Origin of the sequence: Thalassospira sp. MCCC 1A03138, from assembly GCF_002115785.1 — a bacterium.
Classification (GTDB): Bacteria; Pseudomonadota; Alphaproteobacteria; order Rhodospirillales; family Thalassospiraceae; genus Thalassospira.
In genome coordinates, this window is the sequence record NZ_JFJY01000005.1 from 326,438 (window position 1) to 352,801 (window position 26,364).

21 protein-coding genes are annotated in these 26,364 nt (G+C 56.1%); 12 read left to right on the forward strand and 9 right to left on the reverse strand.

Features of this window, described 5'->3' with window-relative positions:
* Window positions 1–79: 79 nt before the first annotated feature.
* Window positions 80–1,471 carry an MFS transporter gene (locus TH468_RS12920; RefSeq protein WP_246832322.1) on the reverse strand — a complete coding sequence of 464 codons (1,392 nt, stop codon included), beginning with the start codon at window positions 1,469–1,471 and terminating at the stop codon, window positions 80–82.
* A gap of 693 nt (window positions 1,472–2,164) precedes the next feature.
* Between TH468_RS12920 and nirB the strand changes: the two genes are divergently transcribed.
* The 4 genes from nirB to TH468_RS12945 are packed head-to-tail and all read left to right on the forward strand — an operon-like array spanning window position 2,165 to window position 8,705.
* Window positions 2,165–4,633: a nitrite reductase large subunit NirB gene (gene nirB, locus TH468_RS12930; RefSeq protein ID WP_085644700.1), complete on the forward strand. Its 2,469-nt coding sequence runs from the start codon at window positions 2,165–2,167 to the stop codon at window positions 4,631–4,633.
* 5 nt (window positions 4,634–4,638) lie between these two features.
* Window positions 4,639–4,989 (forward strand): nitrite reductase small subunit NirD, encoded by a 351-nt coding sequence (gene nirD / locus TH468_RS12935; protein ID WP_071240479.1) that lies wholly within the window; start codon window positions 4,639–4,641, stop codon window positions 4,987–4,989.
* Window positions 4,979–7,714, forward strand: a complete 2,736-nt coding sequence (locus TH468_RS12940) for a nitrate reductase (protein ID WP_085644702.1) — start codon at window positions 4,979–4,981, stop codon at window positions 7,712–7,714. Before nirD ends, TH468_RS12940 begins: the two co-directional genes overlap by 11 nt.
* Complete coding sequence (locus tag TH468_RS12945; RefSeq protein WP_085644704.1) at window positions 7,686–8,705, forward strand: bifunctional precorrin-2 dehydrogenase/sirohydrochlorin ferrochelatase; 1,020 nt, start codon at window positions 7,686–7,688, stop codon at window positions 8,703–8,705. Before TH468_RS12940 ends, TH468_RS12945 begins: the two co-directional genes overlap by 29 nt.
* Here the strand turns inward: TH468_RS12945 and TH468_RS12950 are convergent.
* Complete coding sequence (locus TH468_RS12950; protein WP_085644706.1) at window positions 8,702–9,898, reverse strand: pyridoxal phosphate-dependent aminotransferase; 1,197 nt, start codon at window positions 9,896–9,898, stop codon at window positions 8,702–8,704. The two genes, TH468_RS12945 and TH468_RS12950, sit on opposite strands and share 4 nt — an antisense overlap.
* Window positions 9,899–10,066: 168 nt before the next feature.
* Between TH468_RS12950 and TH468_RS12955 the strand changes: the two genes are divergently transcribed.
* Window positions 10,067–10,702: a CDP-alcohol phosphatidyltransferase family protein gene (locus tag TH468_RS12955; RefSeq protein WP_085644708.1), complete on the forward strand. Its 636-nt coding sequence runs from the start codon at window positions 10,067–10,069 to the stop codon at window positions 10,700–10,702.
* 108 nt (window positions 10,703–10,810) lie between these two features.
* On the forward strand, window positions 10,811–11,953 hold the full coding sequence (locus TH468_RS12960) for an ABC transporter substrate-binding protein (protein WP_085644770.1): 1,143 nt from the start codon (window positions 10,811–10,813) through the stop codon (window positions 11,951–11,953).
* Between the two features lie 46 nt (window positions 11,954–11,999).
* Here the strand turns inward: TH468_RS12960 and TH468_RS12965 are convergent, their stop codons facing one another.
* From TH468_RS12965 to TH468_RS12975, 3 genes are all read right to left on the reverse strand, one after another.
* Entirely contained in the window at window positions 12,000–12,347 is a 348-nt protein-coding gene (locus TH468_RS12965) for a hypothetical protein (RefSeq protein ID WP_037989728.1), read from the reverse strand.
* Window positions 12,348–12,425: 78 nt separating this feature from the next.
* Window positions 12,426–12,680: a GIY-YIG nuclease family protein gene (locus TH468_RS12970; RefSeq protein ID WP_085644710.1), complete on the reverse strand. Its 255-nt coding sequence runs from the start codon at window positions 12,678–12,680 to the stop codon at window positions 12,426–12,428.
* 80 nt (window positions 12,681–12,760) lie between these two features.
* Entirely contained in the window at window positions 12,761–13,543 is a 783-nt protein-coding gene (locus TH468_RS12975) for an SDR family oxidoreductase (RefSeq protein ID WP_085644712.1), read from the reverse strand.
* A gap of 356 nt (window positions 13,544–13,899) precedes the next feature.
* Between TH468_RS12975 and TH468_RS12980 the strand changes: the two genes are divergently transcribed.
* On the forward strand, window positions 13,900–14,835 hold the full coding sequence (locus TH468_RS12980; RefSeq protein ID WP_168177134.1) for an AraC family transcriptional regulator: 936 nt from the start codon (window positions 13,900–13,902) through the stop codon (window positions 14,833–14,835).
* 196 nt (window positions 14,836–15,031) lie between these two features.
* The gene (locus tag TH468_RS12985; RefSeq protein ID WP_085644716.1) at window positions 15,032–16,651 is read left to right on the forward strand and encodes an inverse autotransporter beta domain-containing protein; all 1,620 of its coding nucleotides are present in this window, start codon (window positions 15,032–15,034) and stop codon (window positions 16,649–16,651) included.
* A 36-nt stretch (window positions 16,652–16,687) separates the two neighbouring features.
* On the opposite strand, the gene TH468_RS12990 is transcribed toward TH468_RS12985, so the two are convergent.
* From TH468_RS12990 to TH468_RS13000, 3 genes are all read right to left on the reverse strand, one after another.
* A complete protein-coding gene (locus TH468_RS12990; protein ID WP_085644718.1) occupies window positions 16,688–17,347 on the reverse strand; it encodes a 2-dehydro-3-deoxy-6-phosphogalactonate aldolase in 660 nt (219 codons plus the stop codon).
* A gap of 36 nt (window positions 17,348–17,383) precedes the next feature.
* On the reverse strand, window positions 17,384–18,331 hold the full coding sequence (locus tag TH468_RS12995; protein ID WP_085644772.1) for a 2-dehydro-3-deoxygalactonokinase: 948 nt from the start codon (window positions 18,329–18,331) through the stop codon (window positions 17,384–17,386).
* A gap of 130 nt (window positions 18,332–18,461) precedes the next feature.
* A complete protein-coding gene (locus TH468_RS13000; protein WP_085644720.1) occupies window positions 18,462–19,430 on the reverse strand; it encodes a cation diffusion facilitator family transporter in 969 nt (322 codons plus the stop codon).
* Window positions 19,431–20,253: 823 nt separating this feature from the next.
* Between TH468_RS13000 and TH468_RS13005 the strand changes: the two genes are divergently transcribed.
* The 3 genes from TH468_RS13005 to TH468_RS13015 all read left to right on the forward strand — a co-directional run bounded on the left by TH468_RS13005 (window position 20,254) and on the right by TH468_RS13015 (window position 24,441).
* The gene (locus tag TH468_RS13005; protein WP_085644722.1) at window positions 20,254–21,528 is read left to right on the forward strand and encodes an SRPBCC family protein; all 1,275 of its coding nucleotides are present in this window, start codon (window positions 20,254–20,256) and stop codon (window positions 21,526–21,528) included.
* Entirely contained in the window at window positions 21,525–22,658 is a 1,134-nt protein-coding gene (locus TH468_RS13010; RefSeq protein ID WP_210402248.1) for a hybrid-cluster NAD(P)-dependent oxidoreductase, read from the forward strand. Before TH468_RS13005 ends, TH468_RS13010 begins: the two co-directional genes overlap by 4 nt.
* Window positions 22,659–22,812: 154 nt before the next feature.
* Complete coding sequence (locus TH468_RS13015; RefSeq protein WP_037989743.1) at window positions 22,813–24,441, forward strand: BCCT family transporter; 1,629 nt, start codon at window positions 22,813–22,815, stop codon at window positions 24,439–24,441.
* Window positions 24,442–24,529: 88 nt separating this feature from the next.
* Here TH468_RS13015 and TH468_RS13020 read toward each other — a convergent pair whose 3' ends face one another.
* Complete coding sequence (locus TH468_RS13020; RefSeq protein WP_085644776.1) at window positions 24,530–25,603, reverse strand: GlxA family transcriptional regulator; 1,074 nt, start codon at window positions 25,601–25,603, stop codon at window positions 24,530–24,532.
* A gap of 184 nt (window positions 25,604–25,787) precedes the next feature.
* Between TH468_RS13020 and TH468_RS13025 the strand changes: the two genes are divergently transcribed.
* On the forward strand, window positions 25,788–26,364 hold a 577-nt coding region (locus TH468_RS13025), incomplete at its 3' end, for an electron transfer flavoprotein subunit beta/FixA family protein (protein WP_085644723.1).

Genomic DNA, 26,364 nt, shown 5'->3' on the forward strand with positions numbered 1-26,364 from the left:
CTGTTCTTTTTCGCCCGGACCTTGATGGCCCGGTGAGAACCGGGATGCGGCACATGCCGCATCCCGGAAAGATCGTATGTTATTCCGCCGGAACCGCCTGCGCACCGGATGGCAGCGCATCGCGTTCCTGCATGGCTTTTTCGAAACGTTCCTTTTCCTCGGCCACGGTCTTTTCCGAGAAACGAACCGCAAGCGCTGCAAAGGAACAGATAATCACGGCAATGCCAAGATACATCAGGCCCTGCTGATAGGTCAGTGCTTCGGATTTGAACAGGAAGCCCGCGGCAACCGCCCCGGCATTCCCGCCCGCACCGACAATACCGGCAACCGAGCCAAGCACCTTGCGATTAACAAACGGAACAATCCCGAATGTCGCACCTTCGGACATCTGCACGAAAAGCGAGAAGATCACCATCATCGAAACCGCGATAACCAGCGCATCCATCATCGAAAACGCAACAAGTGCAACACCTTCGATGAACAGCGCCAGGAACAGGAACTTGACCCGCCCCGAAAGCCCGCCCTTGGCGGCAAACTTGTCGGAAAACACCCCGCCCAGCGTACGGGCAAAGATGTTCATCAAACCAAACAGACCGGCAATCAGACCGGCTGTCTGGAGGCTAAGCTCGAACCGGTCAAAGAAATAGATCGCGGCGATGTTGTTGATCGTAAGCTCGACACCGAAACACGCCCCGTAAACCAGAAACAGCGCCCAGACCCGGTAATCCTTGGCCGCGGCCAGCATGCCCTTGGTCGCACCGGCATGATCATCTTCCGGTGACAGGGCACCGCTTTTGCGCATGTCGGCATAGTTGCCATCCGGCGCATCGGTGGTGAAGAACCAGTAAAGTGCCGCAACCACCAGCATGATCACACCCGGGAAGACCATCGCCAGACGCCAGCCCATGGTTTCCGAAACACCAAAGCCAAGCACCATGGCAAGGATCAGCGGCATGACCATCTGTGTCACACCACCGCCAAGGTTACCCCAGCCCGCCGTAGTCGCATTTGCGGTACCGACAACGTTCGGCGCAAACATGGTCGAGGTATGATACTGCGTGATCACGAACGATGCCCCGATCGAACCGATGGCAAGACGCGCCAGCAGGAAAGTTTCATAGCTGTCGGCAAGCCCGATCAGCATGACCGGCAAGGAACCCAGAACCAGCAACGCCGTATAGGTCTTGCGCGGGCCGATTTTATCGCAAAGCGGCCCGATCAGAAGGCGCACAAGAACGGTAATCGCGACAGACGCGATGATGGTATTGCCGATTTCACCCTTGGTCAGGCCAAGATCGTCACGCACAAGCGGCATCAGCGGTGCGATACCGAACCAGCCAAAGAAACACAGGAAGAACGCAAGCCAGGTCAGGTGGAAAGTCCGCATCTGGACAGTCTTGAGACTGAAGAGATTGATCCGCGGAGCCTTGTTTTTGATTTCCATAACAATGAAGCCCTTCGTTTGGGTCACTCCGAACCGGTTTCCCGGTTGTCGCGACCGACGGTTATTTCCCCAAGGGCCGCACGCTTCATCAGATGGATTCCGCTGGCGGCCCGTCATTCGTTTCGACTGCGGCTGCGCCATCGTTGCGCGCCAAAATCAAACGTCTGATCGCCCGCCATTGGACGAAGAACTGTGAGTCACCCGTCATTGGGCCTGCTTCCGTCGAAGCGGCTCACACGAAACAAGTTGTGCAAACCGCGCGCCAATTTTTTCGCAACGCGGAAATTTTCAAATAATTCCCTGAAATTCAATACAATTTATCCACCGCAATTGCACAGACGAAAAACCCACCCTGTCTGAAAGCAGTGTATTTGCACATTTTTTAATCTCATCATTTTACGTGTGGTTATTTTTTAAACAATCACAGGTTTCGTGCAATTTTTGCTTATCCTGCAGGCATCAAAAATATTATTTTAAATCAGTATTTTGCAAGTTTTTCGGCGCAATCTGCAGTTCTGGCACGCAACTTGTATAGTAAGGGACAAGAGCGCGGGCAAGGTCGCCTGCTGCCACGGCAGAAATGCCAAACCCCTATATAGAATCCAATGGCGGGTTCACCCGGATAACGACGTCCGTTGCGAGATTGCCTTTTTGACAGGCAGTGCGCACCGGGCGTTTTTTTTTGCCAATTCGCTTCCCGCGATCAGGAGCCAGAGACAAATGAACCACGTCCCTGCAGCACTTACCAAGAAACCCCGCCTTGTCGTCATCGGCAACGGCATGGCCGGCATGCGCACCGTCGAGGAAATCCTCGGTCGCGCCCCTGACAAATATGAAATCACCGTTTTCGGGGCCGAGCCACGCGTGAACTATAACCGCATCATGCTCTCCCCGCTTCTGTCGGGCGAAAAGGAATTCGACGATATCGTCATCAACACCGCCGAATGGTATCAGGAAAACCGCATCCATCTGTTTTCCGGCGATCCGGTGATTGAAATCGACCGCACCCGCAAGGTCGTCATTTCGAAAAGCGGCACCGAAACTGCCTATGACCAGCTTCTGCTGGCCACCGGGTCCGACCCGATCATGATCCCGGTCCCCGGCCACAAGCTTTCGGGCGTTGTCACCTTCCGCGATGTCGATGATGTCGATACCATGCTGAAAACCGCGGCGAATGGCGGCCCTGCTGTCGTCATCGGTGGTGGCCTTCTGGGTCTTGAGGCCGCCGTCGGCCTGCAGGCGCGTGGCATGTCGGTCACGGTCCTGCATCTGGCGGGCCATGTGATGGAACGCCAGCTTGATCCGTCGGCCGGTTACCTTCTCGCGCAGGAACTTGGCCGTCGGGGCATCAATGTCATTACCGAGGCCGACACCGCCGAAATCGTCGGAACCGATTGCGTAACCGGCGTCCGGCTTAAAGACGGGCGCATGATCCCGGCTGATCTGGTGGTCATGGCTGTTGGCATCCGCCCCAACGGGCGCCTTGCCGCAGACGCGGGACTGACCGTCGAACGCGGCATTGTCGTTGACGATGTCATGACCACCAGTGATCCGGATATCTTTGCCGTTGGCGAATGCGTACAGCATCGCGGCCAGTGCTACGGCCTTGTTGCGCCGCTGTTTGAAATGGCAAAATCCTGTGCCGATCATCTGGCCGAAATCGCAACCGATGGCTATGCCGGTTCGGTGACCTCGACCAAACTGAAAGTCACCGGGGTTGATGTTTTTTCCGCCGGTGATTTTTCCGGCGGCGGCGAAACCGAAGAAATCGTCTTCCGCGATGCCGGACGCGGCGTTTACAAACGCATCGTTCTGGAAGACGGCAGGATCAAGGGTGCCGTCCTTTATGGCGATACATCCGATGGCGGCTGGTATTTCCAGCTGATGAAAGATGCTCAGGACGTGACCGAGCTTCGCGATACCCTCGCCTTTGGTCAGGCCTTCGCCGGGGGATCCGCCGGAAACCCTCTTGATGCCGTTGCCGCCCTGCCAGACGACGCAGAGATTTGTGGCTGCAACGGCATTTGCAAGGGAACCATCGTTTCCGCCATCACCGAAAAGGGCCTGACAACGCTTGACGAGGTCAAAGGCCATACCAAGGCATCCGCATCCTGTGGTTCATGCAGCGGCCTTGTCGAAAACCTTCTGGCGGCAACCCTTGGCGGTGATTATCAGGCGGCTGCGGTCAAACCGATCTGCACCTGTACCGATCATGACCATGACAATGTCCGTCGCCTGATCAAGGCCAAGGAACTGAAATCCATGCCTGCCGTCATGCAGGAACTGGAATGGAAATCATCGGACGGCTGTCATGTCTGCCGTCCGGCGCTGAACTATTACCTGCTGGCCGCATGGCCGGGGGAATATGTCGATCATGGTGCGTCGCGCTTCATTAATGAACGCGTCCACGCCAACATTCAGAAAGACGGCACCTATTCGGTGGTGCCCCGCATGTGGGGTGGCCTGACCAACCCGCGCGAATTGCGCGCCATTGCCGATGTCGCTGACAAATTCGATATCCCGACCGTCAAGGTCACCGGCGGGCAGCGCATTGACCTTCTGGGTGTCAAAAAGGAAGACCTGCCTGCCGTCTGGGCCGATCTGAATGCGGCCGGGATGGTTTCGGGTCATGCCTATGGCAAGTCCCTTCGCACGGTCAAAAGCTGTGTCGGCCAGGAATGGTGCCGCTTTGGCACCCAGATGTCCATGAGCATGGCCGTCGACCTTGAAAAAATGACCTGGGGTTCGTGGATGCCCCACAAATTCAAGATGGCCGTATCAGGTTGCCCGCGTAACTGCGCCGAAGCCACGATCAAGGATTTCGGCGTTGTCGCAACCGATGGCGGCTGGGACCTGCATGTGGGTGGCAATGGGGGCATTCATGTCCGCGCGACCGAACTTCTGTGCAAGGTCACAACCGATCAGGAAGTAAAAGAATATTGCGGTGCCTTCATCCAGCTTTACCGCGAAGAAGCCCGCTATCTGGAACGTACTGCCCCGTGGATCGAACGTGTCGGCCTGAAACATGTCCAAGAACGTGTGGTCGATGATGCCAAAAATCGCGCCGCCCTGTTTGAACGTTTCATGGAAAGCCAGAAAACGGCGCAGGTCGATCCGTGGGCCGAGCGCGCCAGCCAGGGCGTGGATGCGCACGAATTCAAATCCCTTTCCCTGATCGCAGCGGAGTAACGGCAATGACGGATATCGTAAACTGGGTAAATGTCGGACCGGTCGCCAATATCCCGCTTCAGGGGGCCCGCACCTTTCAGACCGAAACTGATCGCATCGCGATTTTCAGAACCCTTGATGATCAGGTCTATGCCCTTCTGGATCGCTGCCCGCACAAGGACGGGCCGCTGGCACAGGGGATCGTGCATGGCCATTTCGTCACCTGCCCGCTGCATAACATGGTCTTTTCGCTTGAAACCGGCGAGGCACAGGGCCCCGATGACGGCTGTGCTGCCAAGGTGGAGCTGCGCGTCATTGACGGCACGGTGCATATCGGCCTGACGGCGGAACAAATCGGTCTGCGCCATGCGGGGTGAGGTTAAAACCACCTGTCCTTATTGCGGCGTTGGCTGCGGCCTGATCGTCTCCCCCACCCGGGACGGCTGGGCGGTCGGGGGCGACCCCGATCACCCGGCTAACCGGGGCCGGTTATGCTCAAAGGGTGCCGCCCTGATCGATACGATCACCGCCGAGATGAAGCGCGATTTCCGCCTGCTGAAACCCGAAATCGACGGCAAAACCGTCGACTGGCCAACCGCAACACAGGAAACCGCGGATCGCCTGCGCGCGACCATCCAGAAACATGGCCCGAAATCGGTGGCGTTCTATGTTTCCGGTCAACTTCTGACCGAGGATTATTATATCGCCAACAAGCTGATCAAGGGCTTCATCGGGTCGCCGCATATCGATACCAATTCCCGGCTATGCATGGCATCAACCGTGGTCGGGCACAAACGCGCCTTTGGCGCCGATGTCGTGCCGGGATGCTACGAAGACCTCGAAATTGCCGATCTGGTCGTCCTGACCGGATCAAACCTGGCATGGTGCCATCCGGTCCTGAACCAGCGTTTGCGCGCAGCCAGGGAAAAGCACGGCACCAAGATCGTCGTGATCGATCCGCGCAAAACCGCAAGCTGCGACATCGCCGATCTGCACCTGCCAATCAAACCGGGCAGCGACGTTGCCCTGTTTAACGGGCTGTTGGCATGGCTTGACCAGAACGGTCATTGCGACCTTCAATATGTCGCCCGCCATGTCAGCGGCTATGAAACCGCCGTCGCCGAGGCACGCGCGGACTGCCCCGATATCGAGAGTACAGCCAAAAAATGCGGCCTCGATTATCCCTCCGAGATCAGCGCGTACACCGATCATGACGGCTCGGGTCTGGGGAAACTGGAAACGTTCTTTAACTGGTTTGCCGCCTTTGACCGCACGGTCACCGTGTTTTCACAAGGCGTCAACCAGTCCAGCAGCGGCTCTGACAAGGTCAATGCGATCATCAATACCCATCTGGCGACCGGACGGGTCGGCAAACCGGGATCAAGCCCGTTTTCCGTCACTGGCCAACCCAATGCCATGGGCGGGCGCGAGGTCGGCGGTCTTGCCAACCAGCTTGCCGCCCATATGGACCCGAACGATGTTAACGACGTTGACCGCGTCCGCCGGTTCTGGAAATCCGATATTCTGGAACCGGGCGAGGGATACAAGGCGGTCGATATGTTCCGCGCCATCGAACGCGGTGAAATCAAGGCCGTCTGGGTCATGGCAACCAATCCCGCCGTCAGCCTGCCCGATGCGGACCGCGTCCGTCTTGCCCTGTCGCGTTGCCCGCTGGTGATCGTATCGGACACGGTGAATGACACCGACACGCTGCGTTATGCCCACATCAAACTGCCCGCCGCCGGGTGGGCTGAAAAATCCGGCACGGTTACCAATTCCGAACGCCGCATTTCCCGTCAACGTCCGTTCCGCGAATTGCAGGGCGACGCCAAACCCGACTGGTGGATCATGACGCAGGTCGCACGCGCCATGGGCTATGGCAAGGCGTTCAAATACCGCGATCCTGCCGATATTTTCGCCGAACATGCCGCCCTGTCGGAATTTGAAAATGACGGCATGCGCGCCTTTGATATCGGCCAGTGGCACAAGGCAAAGAAATCAACCTATGACACCATGGAACCCTTCCAATGGCCCGCATCGCGCAAACATCAGCCCGCTGGCGGCGCCGAACGCCTGTATGGCAATGGCATTTTCACCACCTCAAATGGGCGGGCCCGTATGCTGGCGGTTACGCATAAACTGCCCATGTCGCAACCGGGCAAGGAATTCCCGCTGATCGCCAATAGTGGCCGGTATCGCGACCAATGGCACACCATGACCCGTACGGGCACCGCCGCGCGCCTTTCGGCCCATCGGCCCGAACCGCTGCTCGAAGTCAACACCCTTGATGCCAAGCGTTACAAGCTGACCGATGGCGGCCTTGCCCGGATCAGAAGCAAACGCGGCACCGCCCTGATGCGGGTATCCGTATCAGACGCCCAGATGCCCGGCGAAGTTTTCATGCCGATGCACTGGAACGATGTTTATTCATCGGCGGGCGGTATCGGGCGTTTGCCAACCGCGCATGTTGATCCCTTTTCCGGGCAACCCGAAACCAAACATATTCCGGTTTCCATCGAACCGTTTGAACCGCTGTGGCAGGGATTGCTGTTTTCCAACACGCCGGTTGATCTTTCAAACCTGCCCTATTGGGTGGCGGCAACCGGTCCCGGCTGCATGATTTATGAAATCGCCGGTGACAGGCCCTGCCTGTTCAAATCCATGCTGCCGATGGCCGCCAACAATACCGGCGAAGAAAACGCCATCGAACACATCATCGAATATAACGACGGGAAAAAAGGCGTTCATCGCTATGCCCGCCTGAATGGCGACCGCATCACGGGTGCGCTTTTTGTCGGCCCGGATCGCCCCGCCCTTGGCCGGGACTGGATATCGGCACTGCTTGGCAATGATGCGATCAGCGGCGCGGAACGCAATGCGCTTCTGGCGGGCCGCATGCCCTATGCCGGGGCGATCAATGATCGTTTGATCTGTTCGTGCTTCTCGGTCGGGCTGGCCGCCATCACGCGCGCCATCCATGACCAGAACGCGGTCAGCACCGCCGATATCGGCCGCCTGTTGCAAGCCGGAACCGGATGCGGGTCCTGCCTGCCCGAACTCAAGGAGATTCTTGATGACGCATTACCGCGCGCCGCAGAATAAGCAGCAGTATAAAACGGCCAAACCCGAAAACCTGTATGGCCTTGAAACGGAAAACCGGGAAACCTTCCCCTTCTTTCCGGCCTTCGTTCATGTCACCGGCAAAAAGGTCATCGTGCTGGGCGGGGGCGAGGTCGCGGCGGGCAAACTCCGCCTGTTGCTTCGCAGTCAGGCCGACATTACCGTCATCGCCCCGGAACTGTGCACCGACATCGCAACGATGACCGATACCGGCGCTATCCACTGGGAAGCAGCCCCGTTTGTCGATACCATGCTAAACGGTGCGGTGATGATCTTTGACGCCGCCGATGACATGCACCTGACCCGCCGAGTCAAGGTCGCGGCCAAACGGCGCAACATCCTTTTGAATGTTGTCGACAAAACCGAACATTGCGATTTCATCGTGCCTGCAATCCTTGACCGGGCACCGGTGATGGTCACCATTTCGACCGGGGGCTGCGCCCCGGCACTGGCCCGCATCATCCGCCAACGCCTTGAAACCACCCTGCCCGCCTCGATGTCACAATTGGCAAGCCTCGCCCGCAGCGCCCGCCGTCGCGTCGCCGCCCACCTGCCCGACAATGTCGCAAGACAACGGTTCTGGACGCATTTTTTCCAGAACGGATTACAGGACACCCACCTGACGCAAAGCACCCCGCAGGATCTTGACGCCGCCCTGATCCGCTTCGTCCCCGAAGGCAGTTCCGCCACCGTCCCGGGCGGCCAGATCCTGCATGCCGATGTCACGGCCGACAATGCCTTTGATCTTGCCCACGGCATTGCACGCGCGATTGAAACATCGGACATCATCTTCCACATGCCCGGCATCGCCGCCGAAATTCTGGGTCTTGCCCGCCGCGACGCCACCGTGATCGAACTTGAAAGCAGCGGCGATGACGGAAACATCGATAACGACGCCCGCGAACGCCTGAAACACCAGGCCGCCTTTTTCGCCCGGCAAGGCAGCAATATCACCTGCCTGTATCGAAACTAACGCTTCAAAAACCGGGCCAGTCCGTCCATCGCCCTGTGAATGCTGTCTTCCGATACCGCATAACAGGCGCGGATATGGCCTGCCCCCTCTGGCCCGAATGCCTCGCCGGGCGCAAGGCCGATACCCTCGGACAGCAAAAGATCCTTGGTAAAGGAAAGCGTATCCTCAACGCCATCAACCCGGAAAAACGCATAGAACGCGCCGTCTGCTTCGGGCAGGTGGATGCGGTTCATGTCGCGCAAGCGTTCGATTATTGCTGCGCGTGCACGGCTATATCTGGCGCGCGAAGTTGTGACAAATTCCTCGCCCTGTTCAAGGGCGACAATGCCTGCCTGCTGAATGAACCCCGCCGGACAGGACACATTGAATTCCATCAGCTTTTCAAGTTCACTGCCAACCCCCTTGGGTGCAGTGATCCAGCCCAACCGCCAACCTGTCATCGCCCAGCTTTTGGAAAAACTGTTGATCACCATGATCCGCGTATCATCGCTGACATAGGGCACAAATGACGGTGCCACATCCGATCCGTCATAGATCAGGCGCGCATAAACCTCATCCGCGATCAGCCAGATACCCCGTTCAGTGGCAAATTCGACCAGCTTTTTCTGGTCCTCGGCGGGCATCACCCAGCCGGTCGGATTATTCGGCGAATTGATCAGGATCGCGCGCGTATCGGGCGCACAGGCGGCAATGAATTCATCGATATCAAGCTGCCAGCCGTCGTTCCCGGACCGCAACGGCACGGTTGTCACCTGCGCACCCAGAACCTTTGGCATCGCAACAATGTTGGGCCAGATCGGGGCTGTGGTCACCATCCTGTCGCCCGCCTTCAGGATCGACTGCATCGCAATCATCAGGGCATTTAACCCCGATACCGTCACGGTGATGTTTTCACGATCCAGTGCCGTGCCATAAAGACGATTGCCATAAACCGCCAGCGCATCGCGAAGCGGTGTGATCCCCCGGTTGGGCTGATAGAAAGTATCCCCCGCCTCAAGGGCCGCAATCGCCGCCTTGCGAATGAATTCCGGGGTTGGCTGATCAGGTTCGCCAAACCATAGCGGCACGATATTTTCGCGCCCCATGCCCAGATGGGCGACTTCGCGGATCAGCGACGCCCCGATATCGCGGACATCCTTGCGGATACCGTCTACCGCAAAGGAAGAAGTCGGGATAACGTTCGAAACGGACATATGGAGCGCCCCGATAAAAATTGAATTACCATACAGACAACAGCCAATCCCGTTTTCAACGCCCCGTCAATCGGGCAATTTCCAATCGGCATCATCACGCGTGCATGATTGCCCCAAAGACCGTGATAGGATTATGATGCGCCTGCAATGATTTAACCGGAAACCAGAATGTTTGATGCCCGCCTGCGCCCCCTGATCGACAAACCGCTCAATGCCGTTGCCCGCCAGCTATCGGGAAGTGGCATCACGCCCAACATGGTCACCGGCCTTGGTTTTGTCTTTGGTCTTCTGGCTGCCGCCGCACTCGCCTTCCGGCTTGATCACATCGCGCTTGGCCTGATTTTGCTCAGCCGCATCATGGATGGTCTTGATGGCGCCGTTGCCCGCCATACCCAGCCGCGATCCCGCCATGCCGGGTCAAAATCACAGGAAAGCGACCTTGGCGGCTATTACGATATTGTCGCTGATTTCCTGTTTTATGCTGGCATCATTCTGGCCTTTGCCATCGGGCGGCCGGAACACGCGCTGATGGCGGCGTTCCTGATTTTCTGTTTTGTCGGCACCGGATCAAGTTTTCTGGCCTATGCGATCATCGCGGCCAAAACCGGCCGCAACCATGAAACACAGGGCAAGAAAAGCTTCTATTACCTGACCGGCATTACCGAAGGCAGCGAAACCATCCTGATTCTTGTGCTAATATGCGTTTTCCCGCAATGGTTTAATCAGATTGCCGGGATTTTCGGGGCGTTATGTCTTCTGACGACGGCGGGCCGCGTGATGCAGGCACGTCGGGACTTCGGATAAGGCAAATATCCCACGTTGGGGAAACTTGAAGTCGTGATCGGCGCGCGCCATATCAAACAGTCTTATAACACAAACAATAATCTTCTTTTTCAACCGGTTCGGCAAAATATGAACAAGCACGAAGATCGCGCATCAAGACCGGTAAAGAAGCCCGGATTGTCCATCCGTTTTTGCACCATCACCGCCGCGGCCATGATGCTGTTTGGCTGCGATGATAGCGGCCCGATCAAAATCGGTTTCATCGCTGGTATTTCCGGTGACGGTGCCGATACCGGGATCGCGGCCCTTCACGCGATGGAACTTGCCGCCCAGCAGGTCAACGAAAAAGGCGGCATCCATGGCCGGTCGCTTGAAATCATTGCCCGCGATGATAAAAAAAATCCGCAAACCGCGCAGGATGCGGTTCACGAATTCAAGGAACTTGGCGTCACCGCGATCATTGGCCCGATCATCAGCTCAATCGGCATGGCGATGCTGCCGGTGATCAACGAACTTGATATCGTGGCCATATCGCCCACCGCCTCCGCCGCAGAATTCGCCGGCCTTCGCGATAACTTTTTCCGCATGAATTCGACAACCCGTGAAAATGCCGATGCCTACGCCAGACGCAATATCGACAAGGGACGCATGCGCATTTCGCTTGCGCTGGACGGTGAAAACGAAGCTTTCACCGAAAGCTGGTATCGTGAATTTCTGCTGACCTTTGACAAGCTTGGCGGTCGGGTCCTTTCAAAAGTCTGGTTCAACACCGCCGATACCAACAAACCGGATGTCGCCCGGCAACTTCTGGCCGATAATCCCGATGCGATCATCTTTGTTGCCAACGGTGTAGACAGTGCCGAACTGGCAAAGGAAATCCGCGAAACGGATCGCGATATCCCGCTTTCGACCGCCGAATGGGCCGGCACAGAACAATTGATCACCTTCGGCGGGGACGCTGTCGAAGGCATGGAACTGCTGCAAACCTATGATCGTTATGCCACCAACCCGCGCTACCAGAAATTTGTCGCCGATTACCGTCAGAAATTCAATGAACAGCCTGGCTATACAAGTGTCCTGGCCTATGATGCGATGACCGTTTTGGTCGCAGCCCTTGAAACCCGGGCACCCGATCAACCGCTTTCCGATGCCCTTGCAACCCTGCCACCGCAACAGGGCCTGCATCAGGAATTGATGTTTGATCAGTTCGGCGACGGCAAACGTGATGCCTATTTCGTAAAAATCAAAAACGGGCAGTTCATTCTGGAATAAAAAAAGCCCCGACGGATCGGGGCTTTTGTTGGTCTGGATTGACAGATCAATGATCTGATTCTTCGACAAAATTCTCAGAAAGGCCGGTATCATATTCCATGCCCTCGCGGGTCAGAACGATGCTGGCCGGATACCCTTCGCGCGCCAGTCCCTTGCGCGCCAAAGCCACCCAGACCGCCGGATTGGCAAAGCCGCTGGCGTCGCGCGCGGCAACCACAAACTTGCCGACATGAACATGATCCCCATGCGCATGCGGAATACGCAAAAGGGTCGCATCGCCGGTAGCCTCATCAATCGAACCCGAATTCGGGTCCTTGGCGATAATCTGCGCCAGCACAAGCGTGCGCAGCTGCAGGTTATTGAGCTTCAGCGGATTTTTGCGTTGTACCGGCATAATGTCGTCCTGATGATTTGAAACTGTTGGCCCACATATCTGCGAGTGCGCGCAAATATTCAAGCCCTGATTTGTTTATCACGCACCACCTGCCAGCATTTTGCGTAATTTCCGGTCACGCTTTAAATGCCATTCGCGGCTCATCGCCTCGCCAAAGGTGCGGAACCGTTCGACATAAACAAGGTCCCATTGCCGCCCGCGCGTCGTCTTTGCCCCCTTGCCACTGTTATGCGTGGCAAGCCGCGCCTCGACATCGGTTGACCAGCCGACATAGGTGCGCGGGCGGGGAACCTCCCGCTCGCGCAACACATAGACAAAGGTGAATGACGCCATGCTAGCACCACCCTTTGCGCCGGGCATTTGGTGATATGCTGGATTTCGTTGCAGACCGCCCTGTAGCGAAAGACGACATATCAGCCCATGGTGGAGTTGAAGGCCCCACCATCAAGCAGTACATTCTGTCCGACCATAAACTTTGCATGCTCGCTGCACATGAAGGCACAGGTTGCCCCGAAATCAATCGGATCACCAAAACGCCCGGTCGGAAGACCCGCCTGCGTTTTGGCGCGCGCCTCGTCAAGGCTGATATCCTCGTTCTTCGCCCGATTGGTCATCAATGCATTGATACGATCAGTATCATGCTGCCCCGGCAGCAGGTTATTCATGATCACGCCATCCTTGGCCACCTGGCGTGCGGTCCCGGCCACAAAGCCGGTCAACCCGGCCCGTGCCGCATTCGAAAGCCCCAGATGCGGGATTGGCGATTTGACCGAACCCGACGTGATATTAACAATCCGGCCCCATTTGCGCGAAATCATGCCCGGCAGAACCGCCGTCGCCAGCAGGATCGGGGTCAGCATGTTGGACTGAACCGCGGCTTCCCATTCGGCCTGCCCCCAGTCGGACCAGACACCGGGCGGCGGACCACCGGCATTATTCACCAGAATATCGGGCATGCCTTCGGCCGCCAGAACCTTGTTGCGGCCCTCTTCGGTGGTGATGTCACACGCAACCGTCGTGACTTTCACGCCAAACGTATCGCGAATATATTCCGCCGTTTCGTTTAACGGCCCTTCGGAACGCGCATTCAGCGTCAGATCAACACCGGCCTCGGCCAGCTTGATCGCGCATCCACGACCAAGTCCCTTTGATGACGCGCAGACAATCGCCTTGCGGCCCTTGATTCCCAGATCCAATGGATCCTCCCATTCTGGAGTTCTTGCAATGGCAGGAATTTAGACCGCACGCCTTCAAGGGTCAAACGCACTTCCACAATTTGGAATGATTTAAAAACCGAATATTCCAAAACACACGAGCAATGCGCACAATCATTGTGTTCTGCAGCTTGGGAAAGGAAGCATTTTGTAACGTATCGGACGTTTCCGAGCCACAAAGTGCTGTCTTCTGTTGCAGGCTATTGGTTTGTATCTTACCGTATAGGTAATAAACAGGCAGCCTGAATCAAAGGCTTAGATCGTCTCGGTTGCTTGCTAGGGACACAGCATAGCGCATGGTATTGCATTCGAAATTCACAGTAATTCGGTCAAAAGATTTGGCTGAGCTACAGGAATTCGTTTCTGATTTTTCTTCACCACTGCGACTGAGGATCAATCGAAAAGGGGACGAGATTGATGCCGATATGGCGCTTGCCATGATCGGGAACCAACCGTTTTTGCATGGAACGTTCGGGACTGCACGTGTCGACTGGCAGTCTGCCGGGGAAGGCAGCGATACAATGATGCTGTTTGTCCCGACCGATGGTTGGGGCGAAATCACCCACCTTGGCCGCACGTGGGATCTGACACCCAACCAAGGCATGATGCGCGACCTAAGTATCGAGACAACAGCCTATCAGGAACAGTTTCATTCCTATGTCCTGCCGATCTCTAAAACCCGGATCAGGGAACATGCAAGAAACCTTGGTGGGGAGCTTATGGGACTTTACCCGATAGAATTTGATCCGGTTGCCAATCTTACGACCTCTGGTGGGCAAATGATCCGGCACTATATGCAATTTCTGGCAAGTTCCCTTAATCACGGGCTGATGGATAAGCCAAATAAATTAGTGACTTCACAGGCCTGCGATCTTTTGCTGACACATATACTGACCCAACTGAAAAGCAATGTGCAGGATATCCTCACCGGTCAGGAAGTTTCGCGTGTCGTTCCTCGCCATGTCAAGCGCGCTCAGGACTATATCCATGCGAACCCGTCTGAAACTCTTGACATGGTGTCATTGTCAGAAACTGCCGAGTGCAGTTACCGCACTTTGCAACGCGGCTTCATTAATGCCTTTGGGCTGACGCCGCGACAGTATATTCGCAAGGTTCGTCTACAGCTTGTTCGCAATGATCTGATGTCAACTGACGTCACGGACCCAGTTGCGACCATCGCCCGGCGATGGGGCTTTGGCCATATGGGACGTTTCGCACAGGAATATATACAAGAATTTGGCGAACGTCCGACCAAAACAGCACGCGAAGCGTAGGCCAAAATATCCGATTTCGGACACCACTATCCACTTCACGACAAAAAGTAATCGTCGCAGAAATCCGCGATTGTATGACGCGTGGTTGTTACCTACACCACGTGGCAACAGGCGCTGGGAAAACAGCGCAAAAACAATTCAACAGGATGTCGGACAAGCTTTGTCATTTTCTGAAAGGCTTCTGCAAGGTCACCCGATGAAGATCGCTTATATACGCCCCCGGTTTTCCGCGTGGCTGGTGCTGATGGCACTTGCCTGTCCAATGGAAGAGGCCAAGGCAGAAGAAGGCGACACTCCCAAATGGGGACCGCATCTTGACCTTGAAGGCAAGGCAGGCACAAACCGTAATCTGGGTGAAGTCGATCTTTTCATGCCGCTTCTTCAGAATGAAGATACGCTGTTCTTTACTAATTTACGTACGCGCATGGATGATGGCAGCAGTGTTGAAGGCAATTTTGGCGTTGGACTACGCCATATGCTTGGCAGTGGCTGGAATGTTGGCAGCATTGCTTATTTTGACCGGCGCAAAAGCGAATGGGATAATTATTACAATCAGATCACGCTGGGGCTTGAGGCCTTGTCCACCGATTGGGATTTTCGTAGCAACGCCTATATCCCGCAGGGAAGCCGTGTTCGCAGTGTTGACGCCTTGAACGAGGTCAGCCTGTCGGGCACAACCATCAGCTTCCGTGGCGGCGAAGAACGCAGCATGGCTGGCTTTGATGGCGAAATCGGTTGGCGTCTACCGGTCTATGAACCAGAAGAACCCCGGCAAATCAGACTGTTCGCCGGTGGATATCATTTCTTTGCCGACGAGGTCGCGGACATAACCGGTCCGCGACTGCGGGCTGAAATGGCATTCGACGAGGTCCCCTGGCTTTGGGACGGATCACGCTTTTCCATCGGCAGCGAATGGCAACATGACAATCCGCGCGGTTCACAAGGTTTCGTGACGGCACGCCTTCGTATTCCGCTGCAATTCTTTGGTTCAGGCCGTAAACGCCTGACACCGATGGAACGGCGCATGACTGATCCGGTGGTCCGTGACATTGATATTGTCAGCCAAGCTGGCGCCTTCGGCCCGGTTGAAACCGCCACAGAAACAGCCGATGGCCAAACTTTGACGGTTATCAACGCCTCATCGGTGGCCGATACAGGTGAATTCAATACTGCCCTAGGCACAGCAGGGGCCAATACGGTTATCATTGACGGAACAATTGATGTAACGACCCAAGTCAATATGGAAGCAGGTCAAACGCTGGTCGGGTCCGGCAATATCACAGTCAAATCCCCTTCCGGTCGCGAAGCGATCCTGACTGTCTCTGGCGGTAAAATCGCGGCGACGGACCAAAATAGCCCCTATGCTCTGTTAATGAGAGACAATACCAAACTGATCGGAATGACCGTCAGCAATTCGGATAACGGTGGGACTGGCATTTTTGCCGTTCGCGCTGACAACACAACCGGCGTCACAATCGAAAACAGTACGCTCACGGCCTTCGGTGCGACGGGGGGCGGCGTCGGCATTGATGCGCGTAATTCAACCAATCTGGTGGTTCGCAATAACACCATATCGCCATCATCAAATACCGCCGGTGCGGTCGGAATTATCATTTCAAATTCCACCAACCCCACCATTGCCAACAACACGTTTTCGTTTTCAACAGGCACCCTTAAAACTGTTATTTCTTCTAGTGGCGCAGGAACAACAAGCTTCAACGCTGCCTCTACCGGGAACACGACAAATGATGGCAGTTGTAACCTTTCCGGTGCAACGACAGGCTCTGTGGGCTTTAGCACCATCAACTGCCAATAGATCAAACGTTTGTTAATCGATTAAATGCAAAACGTTTTAACCAAACACCGTATCATGCGCCGCGACATAGGCCATGGCGGCCTTTGAAACGTCACTGGCCGTCATACCGGGCTTATAGATGCCGGACCCAAGCCCAAAACCGTCACAACCGGCCTTGGCATAGGTCGCAAAATCATCCGGCCCGACCCCGCCAACCGCATAGACCGGCATGTCTTTTGGCAATACGGCGCGCATTGCCTTGATGCCCTCCGCACCGATGATGCTGGCCGGAAAGATTTTAAGCCCGCTTGCACCGGCCCTGATCGCGGCAAAACATTCGCTCGGTGTCAGAACACCGGGCCACGATCCAAGGCCCAATTCCTTGGTTCTGGCGATCACCTCGATATCGCAATTGGGCGATACGATGAATTCACCCTTGGCCGACCTGACCCGTTCGACGTCTTCAGCTGTCAAAACCGTCCCCGCCCCGATCAATGCCGCCGCGCCAACTTCATCCTTCATCGCCGCAATGCTTTTAAGCGGTTCGGGGGAATTGAGCGGTACCTCGATCATGGTGATCCCGGCATCCACAAGCGCGCGTGCCGTCCCGGCCGCCTCATCGGGTTTCACCCCGCGCAGGATGGCAATCAGCTTGCGATGGGAAACCGTTTCCACCGCGTCCGTGATCTGTGAATTTACCGAAGTCGGATATGCCATGTTACACCTGCGAAACCTTAAAAAACCAAAATACTGTTATGCGTTGCGGATGACCTGATGCGCGGTCGCAAGACCGGCAATCGTGATCGCCTGTCCATCAACGGCATGCGCATCAAAACCATGCACCGCCAGCGCCTTGCGATACAAACCGGCAAGCTTGCCATCCCCGATCAGGGCAATCTGCGCATTTCCGTCCAGCGCGCCAACGACATCGGCAATTTCCGAACCGATCACAGCCCCGGAAAGAACCGCGGCACCCGCAACATTTGCGGCATTCGCATTGCCGACCAGCCCGCTTGCACGCACCGTAAACAGCTTGTGCAGGAAACCGGTCGGTGCATCGGATGCATCGCGCACAGCCGCCTCAAACACCGCATCATCCCATCGATCATCCATCGAATGACGCAGGATTGATTGCCCCGATAACAGGGCAAAAACCTCGCCGCTCATATAGGTTCTAAATCCAAGGATCGCTCCGCCCGAAACCCGCGCCCATTTCGAATGGGTTCCCGGCAAACAGACCCAGCCATCAAAGCCCGGATGCGACGCCATGAACCCGACAAGCTGGGTTTCCTCGCCGCGCATCACATCGGGATCATCAACCTGTTTAAGGCCCGGCAAGATCGCAACATCAATCCGCGGATCGGAAATATCGGGCCGAACAGCCCCCGATGCCAGTTCTTCGGGGCGCACCGGCACGGAACAATAAGGCGCTTCAAGCCACCCCTGCTTTGCCCCGGCCATGCCGCAAATCACAACCCGCATCCGATCAGATACCCCGGACGGCAACCACCGACCAATCAGATCGATCAGAACGCCCTCAAACCCAAGTGCCGCATCCGCCGCAATCGCATTCATGCCAAGCGGGCTTGATACCTGATCAAGGATATTGGTGTGATCATCGATCGCCCATGCCCGAACGTTGGATGTTCCCCAATCCACGGCAATCCATGCGGCGGAAGATTTAAGTTCCGATTGTGACACGACCACCCTGCCCTCAAACGTTATGATTTGTTTGAATTCCTCATACTATTTGCAACAGGGCCGGTCAATCTGCGTCTGCACGGATGATCGGTTGAATGGCGGGATCATTGCACCCAATCACTGCGCCAGATCACTGAGCAAGAAGCTCCTGATGCGAACGCCAGTTCTGCGCTTCGATAAACACCTTCGCGACACCGGGAATGGCGGACCGAATATCTGCTTCGACCTGGGAAACGGTGGCCTCTATCTGGTTCGAACTGATATTGTCCTGAAAATCGACACTGATACACACCATAAGGCTCTGTGGCCCCTGATGCAGGGTGATGATTTCATTGGCGCGCTTAATCCCCGGAATGGCATTCACCATTGCAGTGATCTTTGACCGGGTTTCGGCCGTGGCACTTTCACCGATCAGCAATCCCTTGCATTCGACCGCCAGGAAGAACGCCGTAACCGCCAGAATGACGCCAATCGCCACCGATGCAATCCCGTCCAGAAGCGGCATATCAAGAATATAGGCCGCCGATATCCCGCAAAACGCAACGATCAGGCCAAGCATGGCCGCACTGTCTTCAAACAGGATCACGATCACGGTCGGGTCTTTGGTATCGTGGATCGCCTTGAAAATCGGGGTATCAGGGTGCTGCGCGACAAAGGCCAGATAAGCCGTCCGGAACGCTGCCCCTTCCAGCAGCATGGCAATGACAAGGATCGACAGCACGACGTGATAGGTCATGACCTCGAACCCGCCGAAGCTGGCAACCATATGAATATCAAGCGCATGGGGATGAATGATCTTGTCCACTCCTTCCCAGATCGAAACCCCGGCGCCAAGGCCGAATATCATCACCGCCACCAGAAACGACCAGAAATAGGTTTCCTTGCCATAACCAAGCGGATGCTGTTTGTCGGGTTGCTTGTTTGACAACCGGATGCCAAGCAGAAGCAATCCCTGATTTCCGGTATCGACCAGCGAATGAATGCCTTCTGACAGCATCGCGGCAGACCCGGTAACCGCCGCCCCGCCAAACTTGGCAACGGCGATCAAAAAATTGGCGGCAGCAGCCATGTAAATGGCGCCTTTTGACGAATGAGACATGGTGTGGTGGCTTCCGGGTTTGGTTGTTGTCAGGGTTGGGACCTAGAACTGGAAAGGGATTGATCGGCCGATCTGTCGTGATCAGAAAATCCAGATTGTGCAACAGTCTAACCTGTTTTCGCGAAATGTCATTGCTGGCAGAAAAATCAGGCCCAGACAGATGTGGGCGATTTTAAAACGTCGGCACGGTTTTGATGTTCCCGCCCTCTCATGGAACACCCGTCTCAAAACCCCGCCCAGGACGCCATATTCCATAAGGAGTAATTCCTGCCCCTGATCCGACCGGCGAAACCAAAACGCCCTGTTTTCAACGGATAACAACCGATCATGGCGATCAGGCCCCCAATGTTACACTCTTGCGTCGCAATTTTACTGTGTGATTGCCTCAAGGTTCCTGCCACCTGTCGTCCAATTCGCAATAGATTTTCAAATCTTTTTAATCGCCCGTTGCACATCAAGGGCGAATGAAGAGCAGGTTACCTGCCGCATGAAAAGAGGGAGACTTTGGGTGCAATTGACAGCCCGTGCCGCACACAAGACAGGCATCCCGTGTGCGGGCGCTTGTTTTTCAAATGCCCGCCCCCCTGTTCCCAACAGCCGGGGATTGGTCGCAATGCGCCACCGGGCAGCGTTTCCATGTGCCTTTGCCCTGTCAGTTCGCTGCTGTGACAAACGCCTGAAACCGGCCACTGATTTCGTCCGAAGACAGAAATTCGCTGCATCTTGTTTCCTTGCACCCAAGACAGGTCCATCATTCACTCATTCCGCAAGGACCGCCAAAGTCCTTCTCCCGTGACACCCCTCATGAGTTGAGGTACCGATCATGCGTTTTTCTTCTGACATACAAGAACTCGTGTCGCGCCGCGAGAAAGGCAAAAGCCTTGAAGCGCCGTTTTACAATGCCCCGGAAATCCTTGATCTGGATATAGAGGTCATTTTCAACCAGCACTGGATTTTCGTCGCGGTCGAACCGGAACTGCCCGAACCCGGCGACTGCATCACGGTCGAAGTCGGGCGCGCATCCATCCTGCTTCTGCGCGGCGACGATATGGAAATCCGCGCGTTTCACAATGTATGTCGCCACCGCGGGGCAAAGCTGATCGACGAACGGGCCACCACCATCGGCAATATCGTCTGTCGTTATCACGGCTGGACCTATAACGAAGACGGCGACCTGATTCTGGCCGAACATATGGGCGCTGGCTTCGATAAAAGCTGCCACGGGCTTAAAACCGTCCATATCCGTTCCATCGCCGGACTGATTTTCATCTGCCTTGCCGACGAAGCGCCCAAAGATATCGATGAAATGGCCCGCGTGATGACGCCCTATATCGCGCCGCACGACATCGCCAATTGCAAGGTTGCCTTCACTTCTGATCTGATCGAGGAAGGGAACTGGAAGCTGACGATGGAAAACAACCGCGAATGCTATCACTGCGAAGCCAACCATCCGCAATTGACAGTGCCGCTTTCCGAATTCGGTTTTGGTTTCTCTCCCGATGAAATGGACGAACGCCGGTCCGAAGACGTCAAGAAATACACCAACGCGGTTGAAAACGATCATAAACGCTGGGAATCCTGCGGCCTGCCATCGGCCGAGGAAGATCACCTTTCCGATGTCACCGGCTTCCGCACCATGCGCCTGCCCCTGATGTGGGAAGGAGAATCCCAGACGCTCGATACCAAGGTCGCCTCCAAAAAGCTGCTTGGCAAGTTCACCGATCCAAAGCTTGGCGGGCTCAGCTTCTGGACGCATCCGAATTCGTGGCACCATTTCATGAGTGACCATATCGTCACCTTCTCGGTCCTGCCGCTGTCAGCCGACCGCACGCTGGTGCGCACAACCTGGCTGGTCCACAAGGATGCCATCGAAGGCGAAGATTACAATCTCGATAACCTGACCCAGGTCTGGAAAATGACCAACCAGCAGGACGCCGATCTGGTCCGTCTTGCCCAGCTTGGCAGTGAACAGCCATCCTACGAACCCGGGCCCTATTCAAGCTTTACCGAACCGCATGTCGAAGCCTTCTGTGACTGGTATATCGCACGGATGAAACAGCATCTGGCCAAAGACAAATCCGGGGCGGCCACCAAATGATGACGCAGACCAATCCACCGGCAACCGGCCAAGCCGCCCCGTCCGGCGACGATGAAAACTTTACCGAGGCCACCCGCATCCCGCTTTGGGACCCGGAACAGGATGACGTTCTGGTCTGTCGGCAGGTGCGGCAGGAAACCCATGACGTAAAGACATTCGTCTTTTCGGCCCGCGAACCGCGTGCGTTTCGCTTCTATCCGGGCCAGTACATGACGTTTGAATTGCCCGTCGAAGGCATGGTCACGCGCAGTTACACGATTTCGGGATCGGCCGCCCGCCCCTACCGGATCGAAATCACGGTCAAACGCGTACCGGGCGGCCCCGGTTCGAACTGGCTGCATGATTATATGCTGCCGGGCAAGGAGGTGAATGTTTCCGGCCCGTTCGGCGAATTCACCACCGACGCCACCGGCGAGGAAAAGCTTCTGTTCATTTCGGCTGGCAGCGGTATCACCCCGATGATGTCGATGACCCGCACGGCCTGCGATCTGTCCGAACCGTCGGATCTGTGTTTCATCCACGCCGCACGCACCCCGGCCGACATCATTTTCCGCGATGAACTCTCGCTTCTCGCGGCCCAGAACCCGGGCCTGAAACTTGCCTTCACCTGCAGTACGGCCGCCGCCCATCATAGCTGGAGCGGCTATACCGGCCGCTTCAACATCCAGATGCTGTCGCTCATGCTGCCCGATTTCAAGGAACGCAAGGTGTTCTGCTGCGGTCCTGCCCCCTTCATGGAAGGTGTCCGCAACATGCTGCGCGATACCGGTTTCGACATGGAGAAATATTACGAGGAAAGCTTCGACTTCGGCGCGGAAACCGCCGGAACCTTTGAAGAGCCTGTCGCGGCCCCGGAAATAAGCGGCCAGACTTTCCGGGTGAGCTTCACCAAAACCGGCCATGTTGTCGAATGTGGTCCGGGCATGACGGTGCTGTCAGCAGCCCGCGAGGCGGGGATATTGCCAATGTCCTCCTGCCAGCGCGGCATCTGTGGCACCTGCAAGTCAAAACTGATTTCCGGTGAAGTCGATATGCAACACGGTGGCGGCATCCGCCAGCGCGAAATAGATCAGGGAAAAGTCCTGATTTGTTGTTCGACACCTTTGTCGGACATCGAGGTCGAACTCTAAGACCTCTGCCTTACGCCCCGCACGTTAAGACAGTTCTGAACGAGCTCGCCTTTTGGCGTGCGTGGCACCTTTGATTCAAAATCACAAGAAGGGTCCAGCAAAAGGATCTCTCCTGACGGAATTTTTTCGCAGGTTCATAACAGGAGAATGCTTCATGAGTGACGTAAAAACAGCGGCAGAAGAAACGCCGCCAGAAGGCCAGATCGATACAGACTACAATATTGGTCAGGACAATATCGAAGGCAAACTGGGCCCCATCGGGTTCGATATCCATAACCCCGTCTTTGCCGTCTCCGCCCTGACCGTTATCGCGTTCGTTGCCTACACACTGCTGATGCCAGATCAGGCGAACTCTGTTTTCAGCCTGCTGTTCTCCGAAGTCACCCAGGGCTTCGACTGGTTCTTCATCGGTGCGGCCGATATTTTCGTAATCCTCTGCCTTGTCGTCGTCGTCAGCCCCTATGGCAAGGTCCGGCTTGGTGGACGGGACGCAACACCCGATTTCAGCTATCTAAGCTGGTTCTCCATGCTGTTTGCTGCTGGCATGGGTATCGGGCTTATGTTCTATGGTGTCTCGGAACCGCTAAGCCACTTCTCGTCTTCTCTGGGCGGGACTGCCGTGGGTGCCGATGGCATTCGAACCGACTGGGCACCTCTGGGTGCCGCGGCCACGCAGGAAGAAGCCATTCGCCTTGGCATGGCCGCCTCGATCTTCCACTGGGCCCTTCACCCTTGGGCGATTTATGCCATCGTGGCACTCAGCCTTGCCCTGTTTAGCTATAACAAGGGTCTGCCGCTGACCATCCGTTCCGCCTTCTATCCGATCTTCGGTGAACGCGTCTGGGGATGGCCGGGGCATATCATTGATATTCTTGCTGTTTTTGCGACCCTTTTCGGTCTTGCCACCTCGCTTGGTCTTGGTGCGGTTCAGGCAAACTCCGGCTTTAACAAGCTGTTCGGAATGCCCATCGACACCACCTGGCAGGTGATCCTGATTGTCGGCATCACCTCCATCGCCCTGTTCTCGGTCGTTCGCGGCCTCGAAGCCGGGGTCAAGCTGCTCTCGGAAATCAATATGGGGATCGCCTTCCTGCTGTTCCTGTTCGTGCTTGTCGCGGGGCCGACCCTGCTTCTGGTGACCGATGTCTTTGACTTCCTTGGGGCATATCTTCAATACCTTCCGGCACTTTCAAGCCCGGTCGGTCGTGACGATGTCAACTTCATGCAGGGCTGGACCTCGTTCTACTGGGCATGGTGGATTTCCTGGTCACCGTTTGTCGGCATGTTCATCGCCCGTGTCAGCCGTGGCCGTACCGTGCGTGAATTCATCATCAGCGTCCTGCTGATCCCCTCGCTGGTCTGCGTGCTGTGGATGTCGATCTTTGGCGGCTCCGCCATCAGCCAGGTCGTTCGTGACGGCTACACCGCCGTTCAGGAAGCCGACCTTCCGGTGCAGCTCTTCACCATGCTTGATGCACTCCCGCTGGCATCGATCACGTCCTTCATCGGGATCGTGCTTGTGATTGTTTTCTTTGTCACGTCCTCGGATTCCGGGTCGCTGGTCATTGATACGATTGCAGCCGGTGGCAAGGTCGATGCACCAATGCCGCAACGCGTCTTCTGGTGCGTGTTCGAAGGTCTGGTCGCGATTGTCCTGCTGCTCTCGGCGGGTGGGTTGAAATCACTGCAATCGATGGTGATTTCAACAGGATTGCCGTTTACGATTGTTCTGCTTGTGATGTGCGTTGCCATTTGGCGCGGACTTGCCAGCGAACCACGCTGATCACGGTCTTTGATCACTGAAAAACGCCGCCCGGAGGGATCATCTTCCGGGCGGCGTTTTCATGTTAACTTCGATATGAAGACGAAAGTTACGCCTCTTCCAGAACCGGTACCGCATCAGATACTTGATCGGATACCGGGCGACGCAATTCCTGTGGCGTGCAGCCATAGCGCCGCCGGAACATCCGGCTTAAATGCGAAGAATCACAAAATCCGCAATCCACCGCTACCTGTGCCACCGACTTCTGGCTTTTCTCCATCAGGTGATGGGCCATATCAAGCCGGATATTCAGGAACGCCACCTGTGGCGATGTATCAAGCGACAGCCTGAAATGGCGTTCAATCTGGCGTTTGCTGTTACCCATCCGGCGCGCGATTTCCTGCACCGAAATCGGTGTATCGATATTCTGCTGCATGATCAGCAAAGCCCGCTGCACGATCGGGTCCTGCGTCTTGAGGTCAAGCGGAATACCCGGCTGCGGTTTTTCCGCCTGCAATGCATCATCAATGATCATGATATGCAGGCTTTTGCTGGCCTGCGCGCGCCCGACATGCTTGTCCACCAGATAGGCCGCCAGATGCGCCGAACTGACCCCGCCCGAACAGGTCAGCCGATCCCGGTCGACGACAAAAATCTGATCGGCAACCGGATCAAGCCCCTCGAACTGTTCGATGAAATCGGAATGATGGAACCAGCTAACGCAGCAGCGATACCCGTCAAGCAACCCCGCCCGGTGCAACAGGAACGCGCCAGTGCATATCCCGACAAGCGGAATACCGGCCTCCGCCGCCTCGTGCAAAAACTTGTGATAGGCCGAACCAAGATTGGGCGTTTCTTCCATAAGCCCGCCGACCACGACGATATAATTGAACCGCCTTGGGTCGCCCAATCGTTCCTTGGGCTGAACGATAATGCCGCTGCTTGATGGCACCGGGTCCATGGTGTCGGAAACAACCGTCCAGTTGCACAGGATCGGTCGGCTGCGATCCCCTTCATCCGCCGCCAGCCGCAGCACATCGACAAAATTGGCAAAGGCACACAACGTAAAACGCTTCGCCAGAATGAACCCGACCGAAAGACGCGGCTTTTCGTGGCCCGATTTGCCCGCACCAGTGACGTTCGCAAGACGCCCCGCTTTAGCGTTCTGAGATCCGGAATACATGGCCCTAGACCCTCCGATGCAGACAAGGTTGCTGTCTTTGTCGTAGCGATAATCCCGCTTTGACGCAAACATTCTATTTTCCGGCGCAAAAATTCACCAAGCTATTTTTTAATAATACCAATAATGCGTTTTTGCGGCGAAAGGATGAAATCCCCAAACCGTGATTTTATCAGGAAGGACGAAGATGAAGGTTCTCGTACCTGTAAAGCGGGTTGTCGATTACAACGTCAAAATCCGCGTCAAGGCAGACGGCACTGGCGTTGATCTTGCCAATGTCAAAATGTCGATGAACCCGTTCGACGAAATTGCCGTCGAAGAAGCCGTGCGCCTGAAAGAAGCCGGCAAGGCCGACGAAGTCGTCGCCGTTTCCATCGGCCCGGCACAGGCGCAGGAAACCCTGCGCACGGCATTGGCCATGGGGGCCGACCGCGCCATCCTGATCACGGTCGATGGACCGGTTGAACCGCTATCTGTCGCAAAACTGCTCAAAGGCGTTGCCGCGGCCGAAAATCCAAACCTCGTCATCCTTGGCAAACAGGCGATTGACGATGACGCCAATCAGACCGGCCAGATGCTTTCCGCCCTGCTCGGCTGGTCGCAGGCAACCTTTGCCTCCGAACTTGACCTTGGTGACGCCACCGCCAAGGTGACCCGCGAAGTCGATGGTGGCCTGCAGGCCATTGAAGTCACCCTACCCGCCATTGTGACTGCCGATCTTCGCCTGAACGAACCGCGCTATGCGTCGCTTCCCAACATCATGA